The sequence below is a fragment of the Prevotella jejuni genome (genome assembly GCF_900187995.1).
GTDB lineage: Bacteria > Bacteroidota > Bacteroidia > Bacteroidales > Bacteroidaceae > Prevotella > Prevotella jejuni.
In genome coordinates this window covers 49,495-62,691 of record NZ_FZNZ01000013.1, presented here as the reverse complement: position 1 = coordinate 62,691, position 13,197 = coordinate 49,495, and the positions used below count along the sequence as shown (strand labels likewise).

Below are 13,197 nucleotides of genomic sequence, written 5' to 3'. Positions count from 1 at the left end.
AGTTCTTTTACTCCAAGTAAAAGAAAACCTACAATAGCAAACTTAGTTATGGAGTTCTAAAACATATATATCCGACCACACCGTTACATCAACAATCACAGAACTACCCTCTCGCTGAAAACGAAGAATATTACTCGTATGCTTCATGGGTTGTAGTCGATAGCCATGCAATTGAAGTCCAGAGATAAAAACATGGTAATATTCCTTGTTCCAAAAGACGACTTGTAATGCTCCTCCCCTATCGTCAATGATTGCTATACTCGAATTATCCTTCTTTGCAAAGAGTCGATAAAAAGGCTGTTTCACTTGATTGAATTCGCTGTTTGGACCGACATGCCATCCCCAAAGCTGACGAGCATCGTCATTCACCAGCTCAGTCGGTATTCGTCTAAATCCGTATTTGCTAAAAAGAAAGGGGGCTATTGTCCTTTTACCCTTCTGCACCTGATATTGTAACAGGTCTAATATAGGGACTTGGAGCAAAGGAAGATTCCCCTGTGCCAGGCTGCACAGAGGAATCAATAAAAGGATGAAAAGACTTAAAACTGTCCGTTTCATGATAATTCTTCTAACTCTTTGAGCCAATTTGTAGACATAGCGTCTGAAGGCATTCGCCAGTCGCCACGTGGAGAAAGGCTCACGCTGCCCACCTTTGGTCCGTCAGGTAAGCACGAACGCTTAAACTGCTGTGAGAAAAATCTACGATAGAAGAGGCGTAACCAATCTAGAATAACATCATCAGTATAAACACCACGGAAGGCATTCTGTGCCATCCAATAGATTTTAGAAGGACGGAAACCACAGCGCAAGACATAATAAAGGAAGAAATCATGAAGCTCGTATGGACCGACAAGGTCTTCTGTCTTCTGTGCTATATCTCCCTTATTATCAGCTGGTGTCAACTCTGGTGAGATTGGCGTGTCTACAATATCAATCAAAGTCTGACCTACTGTCTTATCCTTTGCAGTATCAGCTGCATAACGAACAAGATACTGTATCAGCGTCTTTGGTATGCTACAGTTAACAGCATACATACTCATGTGGTCGCCATTATAGGTACACCAGCCCAAAGCTAACTCACTAAGGTCGCCTGTACCAATAACAAGTCCATTCAACTGATTACTCAAATCCATCAAAATCTGCGTACGCTCACGTGCCTGCGCATTCTCGTATGTTGAGTCATGAACATTGGCATCATGGCCTATATCTTCAAAGTGCTGCAAGACAGAAGCCTTAATATCAATTTCTCGTATTGTTATTCCAAGACGTTCCATGAGTAACATTGCATTTTTGTAGGTACGCCCAGTGGTTCCAAAACCTGGCATAGTGACACCCACAATACCCTTACGATCAAGCCCAAGTCTATCGAACGTCTTGACAACTACAAGTAAAGCAAGGGTAGAATCAAGTCCACCACTGATACCAATGACTGCCGTCTTACAATTTGTATGTACTAATCGCTTCGCTAAACCACTAATTTGGATATTGTAAATCTCATCGCAAGCATCCTTTATGTTCTCTGACTTGGGAATGAAAGGATGCTTATCAAACTCACGTGTCAGCACAAAGTCGCGCATAGGATTAAGTGGTGGCATACATTCAACATGGATACCCAACTTACCGATTTGTCCTGTAATACCGACAAGTCCAGAAGCAACAGGACGCTGCGCATTGACAAATGTACTATTAGTGCGACGTTCTCCACGCAGACGTTCGATATCAATTTCAGATATAACTAACTGTGGATCAATCTGAAAACGCTTCGCTTGTTTTAGGAGTGTACCATTTTCATAGATTAAAGCATTACCCCCAAAGACAACATCCTGTGTACTTTCACCAAAACCACTACTGCTATAGACATACCCGCTGATGGTGCGTGCGCTCTGTTGAGACAAAAGATTCTTTAAGTAATCATGCTTACCTATAAGGTCGTCACTCGTTGACAGGTTAAAGATAATCTCAGCACCAGCCAAAGCAAGATGATTACTTGGCGGGGTTGGAGCCCATACATCTTCGCAAATCTCAATAGAGAAGGTCACACCTTCTGATGTGCGGAAAAGCTGTAGTTCGGGTGTTACGAGGATATTACTCCCTGCAAAGTGAATATGCTGTGGACGTAAATCCTGTGAGGAAGCAAACCATCGCTTCTCATAGAACTCACTGTAATTAGGAAGGAATGTCTTTGCAACGATTCCAAGTAGTTTACCCTGCTGTATCACGATTGCACAGTTAAGTAGCAGCGGACCAACAGTAACGGGTGCACCCACAATGACTGTTATATCTAACTGGCGTGTAAATTCAAGTAATCTAAGGACAGATTGTTCGGCATCATCCAACAATAACTGTTGTTGAAATAGGTCTTGACAAGAATAACCCGTCAATGACAATTCTGGGAAAACAATAATCTCTACACCCTGTCCATCAGCAACGGCAATCTGCTTCTCAGTCTCTATGAGATTAAACTTCGTATCAGCAACCTTCACCGCTGGAATAGCTGCAGCAACCTTTATAAGTCCATTTTTCATATAAAAAACTAATTTATTTAATTGTCACTTGGGTAGCTCCGTAGCCATACTCACGGAAAGAAGCATCCTGATAAGAATAATGCTTGTATTTATAGTTGAGCTCATGGATGATGGCATGGCGCAAAACACCTTCGCCCTTGCCATGAATAAAGATGAGTTTCTTACCACGCTGCCCCTTATACTGGTCGAGTGTACGACGGAAAACATCCAATTGATATTCAAGAATATCGGCTGAGGTCATACCAACTGTCGTCTCAAGCAACTCATCAGCATGAAGATCTATGATAATCTTATCATCGTTAAGAATCTGCTTCGCAGGCTTCTTACGCTCAACTTTGTAGCGTTTAGCAAGTTCCTCAGTCTTTTTGTCGATTTCTTCTTCAGAAAGACGACTTGGAGAAGAATATCCCACTTTCAGTTTCTCGGTAGCCTCGTCCTCTGCTTTCCTTGTCAGAGGTTCTAACATCGGATGCTGTGCTGGCTTGTCTTTCTCTATTAACGTGTATATCAAAGCTGGTTGTTCAAAGAATACACTCTCGTGGAAAGTATTAAGCTTATAGAACTTCACGGCATCAATCTTAACTTGAAGATCGCAAGTAGGCTTGAGGGTGAAAGGCTTATCCTTCTTATAACTCTGAAGCTGAACACAGCCCTGTAACATGTTATTGAGGTCGGCAAGTGTGAAATCCTCTATGAGTAACTTCATATTAGGTTCTAACTCACCAACAGCTTTCAGTACCCACTTCTCTTCTTGTTTCAATGCGTAAGAGAAATGAACATAGTAATTAGAATCATTGACGAGGTAAGACTTGAAGTGTGTCGTCGTAAGATTCTTAATATCAGTAGGAGTGAAAGCCAAATAGACAGACAATTCATCACCACCAATACGCTCTTTTACTGGGGCTTCAAAATTAAGGGAAGGGTCATCATTAAGCTCAATGTCAGCATCGACATCACGCCAATTCTCACCTACCTCCTCTTCTTCTGCTCCCGCAGCTGTCAATCGTTGCTTAATACTGCGATTATCCTCACCTTTCTCCATCTTACGTTGCTGCTGGTCGATACGCAGCTTGGCACGGTCGGTTGCAGCATCTTCAACGACAACAACCTCATTGACAGGCGTTGGAATCTGAAAGCCATCTTCATCTTCAACCAACACTATCTTTCCTTTGAAACCAGCAATGATTCCACCGCCCGTAGAGCTCAGAAATCTAACTTTATCTCCTATTTTCATCTTTAACCTATCATTAAAGTTTTTTGGGATTGACACATCTATCTACATTAAAAAGTTTAGTCGCGTCTTCTCCCCATTGAGTATTATTTATTGAGCACACACCTCCTAATATATCTTACCAGTGGAAATAATGCACTCGATCATTTGGAATGGTACCTCAAAATCTTATATTCACCTTATTATATTAAGGTATAAGTAAAGAGGAGTCACCATAACTTAAGAAACGAAAATCATGACTAAGTGCATAGTCATAGACCTTGCGCCAATCACCTTTCAGGAATGCACTTACCAAAAGTAGCAGTGTGGATTGTGGTTGATGGAAATTAGTTACAAGTGCTTTGACTATCTTGTATGAATATCCTGGCGCTATGATAATCTGTGTGCTTGAGTGAAGTGCGTTCAATCCGTCCCTGTCTAAATAAGTAAGTAAGTTCCTTATAGCTTCATCAACAGATACAGCTTTGCCATTCACCTCGACCAGTCCTTCTTCATTATGTGGTAAATCGTATGGTTCCCACTGATTAACGTGGAGGTCCTTCTCAGCCATATCGGGAGCTGACACAAGTTTCACACCCATATAATAAAGGCTTTCAAGAGTTCTGACGCTTGTTGTTCCAACAGCAACAGCATTGCAATTATGCTGTAAAAGTTTCTCTAAGGTTTGTCGACGAACAACTACATACTCCGTGTGCATACTATGTCCCTCTATCTCGTGGCTCTTTACAGGTTTGAAAGTACCTGCACCCACGTGGAGTGTGAGTTCTTCACGGTCAATACCATACTCGTCCAAAGCATTTAACACCTTATCTGTAAAATGAAGTCCAGCCGTAGGTGCTGCTACAGAACCTTTAATCTTTGAATAAACCGTCTGATAGGTTTCCTTATCACTCTCCTCTGTCGCACGGTTAAGATACGGAGGGATAGGTAATTCGCCTACGGCTTCAAGGATTTCAGCAAACGAGATGTTAGCATTATCCCACTCAAAATGAATCCAATGATTAGTACCACCTGCCTGCTCATGCACCTTGCTACGGTCCATAGTTGCAGTGAGGGTCAACTTATGTCCTTTGATTTCAAACGCACGCTTTAATGCCCCTTCCTTCCACTTCTTAAGGTTGCCAACCATACAAAGCCACGCACACTCGTGATTAGTTTGGAACATCAATTCATAGTCTGTTGGCTGTGCTGGCTCCATAAGGAACACTTCTATAAGTGCTCCTGTCTCCTTGCGAAAGTGCATACGTGCCTGAATGACTTTCGTATTGTTGAAAACCATTAATGCACCCTTAGGCAAATATTCTGGAAGATTATAGAAAATGTTCTCCGATACTTCACCATGTTTATAGAGCAACAGCTTACTATGGTCGCGCTCTGTTAATGGAAACTTAGCGATGCGCTCATCGGGGAGTGGGTAGTTATAATCAGTAATGCAAATATGTTTTGTATCTTCAGACATAATTTAATTTATATAGATAAGACGGCACGAAATGCCGCATAAATGAATGACAATATAAGTACACAGATAACAACGTCTATATCTGCGAAGCTATAACCTGTTCGCGTATATTTCGTAGAGATATAGTGTAACTTATCACTAAACCGAATATACATGCGAAGGTATAAAAAATAAATGAGAACAGCGACACTTGAGCCAAATATCATACCTACAAGTACATCTGAAGGGTAATGGACTCCAAGATAAGGACGGGTTAGTGATACGATAATACTCCACACTATCATCAAGATAGAAAAGGTACGGTCGCGTACTAATAAACTGAAAAAAACAGCAAGAACAAATGCGTTTGCCGTATGAGAAGAGAAGAAGCTGTAGCCATCGGCCACGTAATGGTTTACGGAAACAACTATCCCTTGTAAGTCAGGACTATTAAGCGGTCGTGCCCTTGCGATGAGTGGTTTGACAATACCAAGATTGGTGCCATTCACTATGAAAAGACCTAATGCAACAGTACCAATAATAAGCATTATCTTCTGCCAATTCTCATTATTCTTTATAACCAGATAAAGTAAAGACGCATAAAGAGGAATCCACGTGTAAGCAGACGTCAACGTGAGCACAAAAGAGTCAAGAAAGATATTCTCACCTCCATTGAATGCGAGTAAAATTGACTTATCAAATGTCTGTAAAGCGTCTAAATTCATCCTTCGATTAAAACAAATGTTAACTGACAACAGACTTAAATAGCCTCAACATTATCAGCCTTTATCCAGCCTTGGCGACCATCACTTAATTTGATTTCAGTCCATTGACTCATGCTATTATCTATGATTCTCACTTTCGATCCTTCATGGAGAATAAAGGAGTCAGCAGATTTCTGATCGGGCATCTTTCTAACAACAGCAGAAGGCGACATGATAATACCATGGGTTTCTGAGTCTAATAGATATACCTGTTGTATAGCAAAGAAAGTATTGATAAGGAAGAAGAAAAAGAACAAAGGCAGTACTATCTTAGATAACTTTCTAAGAATTTCTATATCAACAAATAAATAAACAACAAGTGCCACAATAGAAATAAATAGACAAACAAGACTAAGATAAGCCCAGCTATCTATACTAAAGAGATTAACCAATGCCTTATACCAAGTAACAAAAATCATCTCAGACTCAGGAGTTAAATTGTCTATTGTCTTAGACTGCGCTAACTGAAGATTGAAACGAATATCTTCATCACTTGGGGCAAGACGTTGTGCACGCTCATAAGATAATACAGCGTGAGGAATATTATCAAGTCGATAATAGCAGTTACCAAGGTTATAATATAAAGCGGCAGACTCTCCCTGCTTTAATAACTTCTCATAACCCTTCACTGCTTGTACATAATTTCCTTTCTGATAGAGATTATCTACATCTGACTTAGTCTGTGCAGAAAGCTGCGCAGAGAAGAAGAACGACAGACAGAAGAGTAAAGGCAAAAAGAGGAATGCCTTTTTCTTTGAGGATTTCAATTTCTTAATAGCCTCTTCCATATCAGCAATAGCCTTCATTGCAACAGTTAGAGTACGTTTCATATTACCTTTTTCGTCTCCTGGAGCATAACGCTCAAACTCACATTCATCAATAGCAGAGATATAATTATCTATTACTTCCTTTGCTATATCTATCTTACTAAATTGTTCACTCAAATTCTCACGTGACAAATGTTCTACCGGCAGATTTAGCTTATCACTCGCATAACCCCATAAAGTTTGTAATACCTCATCATAGAAATCAAGGTTCTTATTCTTTAACATCAAGAGTTCAGCAGCACGTAAACGACTGGAAGCTATACGATTTGCGTTCTTACCTCGCTTAAAAACCATATCTACACGATAAGCAAAACGTTTACGATAGTAGAAAGACAAACCACCACCTATACTTAACAGTAGAATTAGAATAATATAATATACTGTAGAACCGAAGAATAAATTACCAATATTATCAAGAGTGCTGTCACCCTTCTTCAAAGGTAATATGTCCTCATTAGGCAAATCAACAGACAGAATGTCTTTTGAGGAACCATCACCTCGAGATACAACCAAGTCCATTGGCTCAGTCTGTAACGTAATATACTTCTTTTGTGATAAGTCATAATAACAGAACTTTACAGGAGGAATAGCTACAAGACCTTCTTGATGAGGTATTACAACCTGATCATAAATCATGTTTCCTTCAGCTCCTTTTGTAGTAAGCTGAGTTTTGTCTGTTACCTTAACATCATAAGATTCAACTCCCTTAGGAATTTGAATAATAGGCTGCTTAATTAGTTTCAAGTTGCCTGCTCCACTGACAACAACACGAATAGTAATTGGATTGCCAGCTTTAACTTCCTTCTTATTTAATTGTGCCGAGAGATTGAAATGTCCAACACCACCTGAGAAATTAGCAGGACGATTAGGTAAAGGAAGAACCTTTATAGCTAATTCTGGCGCTACGACATCTTTCTTGAAACTTGTACTCCCTCCATCGATGCCAAAAGCTTCAAAAGGATTGAAACTATTTGGTACCTGAATGACACCATGGAAAGTCAAAGGAGGAACCTTTAATGTACCCGTCATTTGTGGATACATAACATACTGACTCCAAGTGACACAGTTGTACACACGTTTTCCTATACGTTCTTTATGGAAAGTCTTTTGTTGTGGTAAATCTATTTCTTGTACATGAAATCCCGCCAAATCGGGCATTTTACCAATAAGCTGACGTAAGTTCTTTGTTGTATATACCTTATATGTAAGTAAGACTGGCTCCTGCTCATATACAGTGGTCTTATTTGCACTTACCTTGATGAATAAGTCCTTAGCTGTTACCTTTGAAGCAGCTGAACGAGAATCACTTCGCGTATCATAATATCCATTACTCATAGAGCCATGAGACCCTGTAGTAGCCATAATCTTTACAGGTGTTGAAGCTAATTCCTGACCATTCACAAAGATATGTGCAGGGCCAATACTTACGCTACCTTTCTTTGTAGCTACAAATACGTATGTGAATGATACAGAAGATGAACTACTTGCATGTCCATCAATAAATTGATAATTGGATTGTGATGAAGTTGCCGGCCCAAATACTTTTTCAACACCGTTTGACAATCTTCCCAACTGAAATCTACGTACATCTTGAGTATATACAACATATTCAACTTGGAACTCCTCTCCAACAGTTACTTGTTTAGGTGCAGCTACTCGTACTCGTTGTGCTTGTAAGAAACAAACACTCATGAGAGAAAATAATAAAAATATATATCGTTTCATATTTCCAATATTACCAGTTTTTATCAAGTTTTCTATCAGAAGGCTGACGCATAGCTTTTGATAAACGCTCTTGAGTCTCTTTCTCTTGTTGCTTAACAGCATTAAGAAGCTGCTCAGCATTCTCTTTACTCATATCTTGCTTATCTTTCTGCTGATTATTCTTTTTCTGATTGTTCTTTTGATTCTTATTCTGAGACTGCTTCTTCTTATCTTTATCCTTATTGGATTTATTCTTCTTATCGTTTGATGATTGTTGCTTCTGCTTTTGTTGCTTCTGCTTTTGTTTACACAATTCAAGATTATATCGTGCGTTATTGTGGTTTGGATTATGACGTAACGCATTTTTATAAGCCTCTATCGCCTTTGTGTAGTCTTTTTCGTTTTGGAAGATAGTTCCTAAGTTATTGTAACTACTTGACTGACGAATAGGATCCTTCTCTAACTTTGCTGCAGCTTCATAAAATTTCTTTGCTTCTGCGTTCTTCTTCTGTTCTTGTAGGCTTCGGCCTAAATTATAATTAGCAATAGCATTGTTGACATCCTTATCTACTGCTTTGCGATAAAGTATCTCAGATTGAGCATACTTCTTTGAGGAAAAGAGTCTATTCCCTTCCCTTATCAGTTGATTAGATGTTTGTCCATTCATTTCAACAAACATCATCAATAAACACACTATGATATAAAGTCGTTTTGTCATACTCTTACCATCGTCTTTTTCTTTCAAGTAATACAGCATCTGCAATCAATAAAATAACAACAAGCAATGCTAATGCTTGAAATTGCTCATCAAAGTCGCTATAAGCAATATTATTGATTTTTCCTTTTTGAAGTTTATCGAGTTCTCTACCCAGCACAGCATCGGCAGTACTACTATTATTAACATGAAGATAAACGCCATGACCTGCGTCAGCAATTTGTTTACACATCTCTTCATTAAGATGTGTCTTAACAACATCACCAGTCGAAGTCTTTAATAATCCTCCATCTGGCATTGGGATAGTGGCCCCTTCTTTTGAGCCAATACCCAAAATGAAGACTTTTATACCCTTACTTTGTGCCTGCTTTGCCATTTCTTCAGCACCACCTTCATTATCTTCACCATCTGTTATCAAGATAATAGCCTTACCCACTTTTGAATTAGGTGTGAAGCTATTCATAGAAAGTTGGAGTGCTTTTCCTATGTCAGTACCCTGTGTTTCAATTAATGAAGGGTTGATATTATCTAAAAACATCTTAGCAGAAACATAATCACTTGTTATCGGTAACTGAACAAAAGCATCTCCAGCAAAGACTATTAACCCTATTCTATCCTCGCTAAACTTATTCATTAAGTTCTCTACCAACAACTTACTCTTTTCTAAACGAGACGGAGCAACATCCTCTGCCAACATAGAGTTACTAATATCAAGTGCTATAATAGTCTCTATTCCTTCTCGCTCCTTGTTAGTTGCAAGCTTACTTCCTATTTGTGGACGAGCAAGAATAAGTATGAGAAAAAGCAATGACAATTCAAGTAACACAAATTTAATCCAACTACGTTTCTTACTTGTCATTGGAGATAGTTGGCGTACAAGTGTGGGATTCCCAAATCTTGCTATTCGTTGCTTACGCTTACGAATAGAATACAAGTAAATCATTACTGATAAAGGTATCAGTAACAACAACCATAGATATATAGGATTATCAAATCTAAACATTCTTCAAATATTCTTGTTATGCAATTGATCTATTATTGACATTACAAAGAGATAAACTTATGGTAAACGTCTAAAGACTGTCCAACGAAGTAATAGCTCAAAGCAAAAAAGTATCAATGCTAACCATGCAAAAGGCATATAAGCTTCATGCAGATGGTCATAAGCCTTTACCTTCATCTTAGTTTTTTCAAGTTTATCAATATCTTGATAAATTTTAGATAACTCTGCCTGACTTTGTGCTCTATAGAATTCTCCATGTGTTGAAACGGCTATGTCCTGCAGAGTCTTATAGTCAATAGCACCTATATCCTCACCTGTCTCTCTACCAAGACCAATCGTATAGACTCTGATACCGAATTTCTTAGCAATAGAAGCTGCTGTCATCGGAGAGATAGAACCAACATTATTACTACCATCAGTTAAAAGGATGACTATCTTACTCTTTGCCTTTGAGTCTTTCAAACGACTAACAGAATTCGCCAAGCCCATACCAATAGCAGTACCATCTTGCATCAGTCCACTCGTAACTAAATCTGTACGCACACCATGAAGTAGATTTAATAAGGCTGTATGATCAAGTGTCATTGGACATTGCGTGAAGGCTTCACCAGCAAATATCGTAAGTCCGATGTTATCATTTGGTCGACTATTAATAAACTCAGACGCTACTTCCTTAGCTACTTCCAAGCGATTAGGGAATACATCTTCTGTTAACATACTCGCAGAAACATCCATTGCCAACATTATATCAATACCTTCCGTATCTTTATCATCCCAAGTATTATAGGTCTGAGGGCGTGCCAATATTATAACCACCAAAGTATAAACAATACAACGCAAAACCATAGGAAGATGAATTAATCTTACCTTCCAACTCTTGGGAGCATGTTGATAAGCAAATGTATCGCTCATCCTCATGGTTGGCTCTTTACCTTTACCACGAAAGAAATACCATAAAATATATGGTATCAGTAATAGTAGCAAAAGTAGATATCCTATATTGGCAAATTCCATTCCTTATATCATATTTATATTACATTACGAGAGTATACACTTCTGACAGTGTATAAAGAAATACTACTACAGACGCAACAATTAACAACGCAATTGTAAGTTTTAGCATCTTACGTGAACGTTTATCTTTTATATCCTCTTTTGGTTCGCTTACAACTTCAACAGGTTCATTTATCTTCGTACTATCAATAAAATGCTCAATACTATTAAGATAATAATCCATATCATTCAAGTTAGTTGAATACTTAGCGAATTTAACCAAATCAACAGTTGTCAGTATCGCTCTTAAGTCGTCAATCTTCAATGCGTCACACGTCTCTTTAAGAGAATCCAACATTTCATGAGAAGTCATTTCCAATGCATTGATATTGAATCTCCGATAGATGTATGTCCTTAACACGTTTGTAACATCTGTATAATAATCCTTTTGCTCTTTATATATCTGTTTCTTTGTCGCAATCTCAGTAAGGTCGTGTTTAGCTTGTTCATAAAAAGATAAAGTCTTTGATTTCTTTGGTTTCCATCCTGACTTCTTATGACGAAGGATACGATAGAGATAGAATGCAACACCAAGAAATAGGATCATCAATAAGATAAAGATAAATACTGGTATCCACTCATGCCAAGAGAAAGGAACTTTCTGTATGTCATCTGGTGGCATTGGCATGTTCTTTACTGTATCTACAGGAATAGCTTGAACATTCAAGCCAACCTTTCCTGTCATCGTTGTAGCATCTCCTACAACAACTTTCTGTGCAGGAATTGTATAATGCTTAGCATCCCAAGCTGTTATAGTATATATCTTTCTTATTCTTAATTCGTTATTTACTTCTGTTGTATCGCTCTTAGTCTGGAGAACTTCCACTCCTGCTGCTATGTCCTTTTTATTATTATATTCTGGGAAAGAAACCGTCTTACCCTTGGGTACATTTACAGTAATGTAATAGTGTGAACGTCCCCCAATTAATATCTGGGCAGAATCCACACTTGCCGTTACCTGTACCTGTGCATGACATATAACAGTCAGAATTAGCAATACAAATAGTATAATATATCTTTTCATCGATTTCTCTTTGCAAACAACGACATCAACATTTTAACATAATCATCATCCGTTGCTATCGCCACACTATCTACACGACTCTGGCTTAACGTATCATGTAGGCGTTTCTCACGCTCCATCCAATACCGTTTATGTTCCTTTCTTAAGCGCACATCATGTGTATCAACATACATCTCATGCCCAGTTTCAGCATCAATAACTTTCATTAATCCTATATCAGGCATATCCTTTGCACGAGGATCATATACTTGAATCGCAACGACATCGTGCTTCTTATTAGCTATTCGAAGTTCTTGACTAAAATCCTTACGCGTATAGAAATCACTAATAACAAATGCAGTGCAACGTCGCTTCATCACTTTATTAAGGTATTCAAGACTTACTCCTACATCTGTTTTCTTACTATTAGGTGTGAAAGTTAACATTTCACGAATAAGATAAAGGATGTGCTTACGCCCTTTCTTTGGAGCGATATATTTCTCTATACGGTCTGAGAAGAATATAACACCAATCTTGTCATTATTTTGAATAGCAGAAAAAGCTAAAATAGCAGCTATTTCTGTTGCACATTCTCGCTTTAACTGACCTAAAGTACCGAAATCAAGTGAGCCACTAACATCTATTAGCAACATCACTGTTAACTCACGTTCTTCTTCAAATACCTTTACATACGGACGATGGAAACGGCCTGTTACATTCCAATCAATATCTCTAACATCATCACCATACTGATACTCACGCACCTCAGAAAAAGCCATACCACGACCTTTAAAGGCAGAATGATACTGCCCAGCAAAGATATTCTGGCTTAGTCCTAAGGTCTTGATTTCTATCTTACGGACCTTCTTTAATAATTCAGTAGTCTCCATAAAAAATGACGATAATGCTTTCTAAATACTTCTAAAGCCTAATA

The 13,197-nt window shown here is 38.5% G+C and carries 11 protein-coding genes; all 11 read right to left on the bottom strand.

Annotation, left to right across the window (positions count from 1 at the left end; all coding sequences use genetic code 11):
- Nucleotides 1-42: 42 nt before the first annotated feature.
- The 11 genes from CHB62_RS06475 to CHB62_RS06425 all read right to left on the bottom strand — a co-directional run bounded on the left by CHB62_RS06475 (nucleotide 43) and on the right by CHB62_RS06425 (nucleotide 13,153).
- A complete protein-coding gene (locus CHB62_RS06475; protein WP_089366174.1) occupies nucleotides 43-558 on the bottom strand; it encodes a hypothetical protein in 516 nt (171 codons plus the stop codon).
- Nucleotides 555-2,525 (bottom strand): NAD(+) synthase, encoded by a 1,971-nt coding sequence (locus CHB62_RS06470; RefSeq protein WP_089366173.1) that lies wholly within the window; start codon nucleotides 2,523-2,525, stop codon nucleotides 555-557. The genes CHB62_RS06475 and CHB62_RS06470 overlap by 4 nt, the downstream gene beginning before the upstream one ends.
- A 13-nt stretch (nucleotides 2,526-2,538) precedes the next feature.
- Nucleotides 2,539-3,759 carry a DUF2027 domain-containing protein gene (locus tag CHB62_RS06465; protein ID WP_089366172.1) on the bottom strand — a complete coding sequence of 407 codons (1,221 nt, stop codon included), beginning with the start codon at nucleotides 3,757-3,759 and terminating at the stop codon, nucleotides 2,539-2,541.
- 184 nt (nucleotides 3,760-3,943) lie between these two features.
- Nucleotides 3,944-5,215 carry an S-adenosylmethionine:tRNA ribosyltransferase-isomerase gene (locus CHB62_RS06460; protein WP_089366171.1) on the bottom strand — a complete coding sequence of 424 codons (1,272 nt, stop codon included), beginning with the start codon at nucleotides 5,213-5,215 and terminating at the stop codon, nucleotides 3,944-3,946.
- A gap of 8 nt (nucleotides 5,216-5,223) precedes the next feature.
- A complete protein-coding gene (locus tag CHB62_RS06455) occupies nucleotides 5,224-5,919 on the bottom strand; it encodes a phosphatase PAP2 family protein (protein WP_089366170.1) in 696 nt (231 codons plus the stop codon).
- Between the two features lie 35 nt (nucleotides 5,920-5,954).
- A complete protein-coding gene (locus CHB62_RS06450; protein WP_089366203.1) occupies nucleotides 5,955-8,510 on the bottom strand; it encodes a BatD family protein in 2,556 nt (851 codons plus the stop codon).
- Nucleotides 8,511-8,520: 10 nt separating this feature from the next.
- Nucleotides 8,521-9,207 (bottom strand): tetratricopeptide repeat protein, encoded by a 687-nt coding sequence (locus CHB62_RS06445; RefSeq protein ID WP_009010662.1) that lies wholly within the window; start codon nucleotides 9,205-9,207, stop codon nucleotides 8,521-8,523.
- 4 nt (nucleotides 9,208-9,211) lie between these two features.
- A complete protein-coding gene (locus CHB62_RS06440; RefSeq protein ID WP_089366169.1) occupies nucleotides 9,212-10,207 on the bottom strand; it encodes a VWA domain-containing protein in 996 nt (331 codons plus the stop codon).
- 57 nt (nucleotides 10,208-10,264) lie between these two features.
- Nucleotides 10,265-11,221, bottom strand: coding sequence for a vWA domain-containing protein (locus CHB62_RS06435; protein WP_009010660.1), 957 nt, complete (start codon nucleotides 11,219-11,221; stop codon nucleotides 10,265-10,267).
- A gap of 19 nt (nucleotides 11,222-11,240) precedes the next feature.
- On the bottom strand, nucleotides 11,241-12,284 hold the full coding sequence (locus CHB62_RS06430) for a DUF4381 domain-containing protein (protein WP_089366168.1): 1,044 nt from the start codon (nucleotides 12,282-12,284) through the stop codon (nucleotides 11,241-11,243).
- Nucleotides 12,281-13,153 carry a DUF58 domain-containing protein gene (locus tag CHB62_RS06425; protein ID WP_089366167.1) on the bottom strand — a complete coding sequence of 291 codons (873 nt, stop codon included), beginning with the start codon at nucleotides 13,151-13,153 and terminating at the stop codon, nucleotides 12,281-12,283. The genes CHB62_RS06430 and CHB62_RS06425 overlap by 4 nt, the downstream gene beginning before the upstream one ends.
- Nucleotides 13,154-13,197: the final 44 nt, after the last annotated feature.

Coding starts and splice junctions, on each gene's coding strand:
- CHB62_RS06475 (WP_089366174.1), bottom strand. CDS start 558: ATGAAACGGACAGTTTTAAGTCTTTTCATCCTTTTATTGATTCCTCTG.
- CHB62_RS06470 (WP_089366173.1), bottom strand. CDS start 2,525: ATGAAAAATGGACTTATAAAGGTTGCTGCAGCTATTCCAGCGGTGAAG.
- CHB62_RS06465 (WP_089366172.1), bottom strand. CDS start 3,759: ATGAAAATAGGAGATAAAGTTAGATTTCTGAGCTCTACGGGCGGTGGA.
- CHB62_RS06460 (WP_089366171.1), bottom strand. CDS start 5,215: ATGTCTGAAGATACAAAACATATTTGCATTACTGATTATAACTACCCA.
- CHB62_RS06455 (WP_089366170.1), bottom strand. CDS start 5,919: ATGAATTTAGACGCTTTACAGACATTTGATAAGTCAATTTTACTCGCA.
- CHB62_RS06450 (WP_089366203.1), bottom strand. CDS start 8,510: ATGAAACGATATATATTTTTATTATTTTCTCTCATGAGTGTTTGTTTC.
- CHB62_RS06445 (WP_009010662.1), bottom strand. CDS start 9,207: ATGACAAAACGACTTTATATCATAGTGTGTTTATTGATGATGTTTGTT.
- CHB62_RS06440 (WP_089366169.1), bottom strand. CDS start 10,207: ATGTTTAGATTTGATAATCCTATATATCTATGGTTGTTGTTACTGATA.
- CHB62_RS06435 (WP_009010660.1), bottom strand. CDS start 11,221: ATGGAATTTGCCAATATAGGATATCTACTTTTGCTACTATTACTGATA.
- CHB62_RS06430 (WP_089366168.1), bottom strand. CDS start 12,284: ATGAAAAGATATATTATACTATTTGTATTGCTAATTCTGACTGTTATA.
- CHB62_RS06425 (WP_089366167.1), bottom strand. CDS start 13,153: ATGGAGACTACTGAATTATTAAAGAAGGTCCGTAAGATAGAAATCAAG.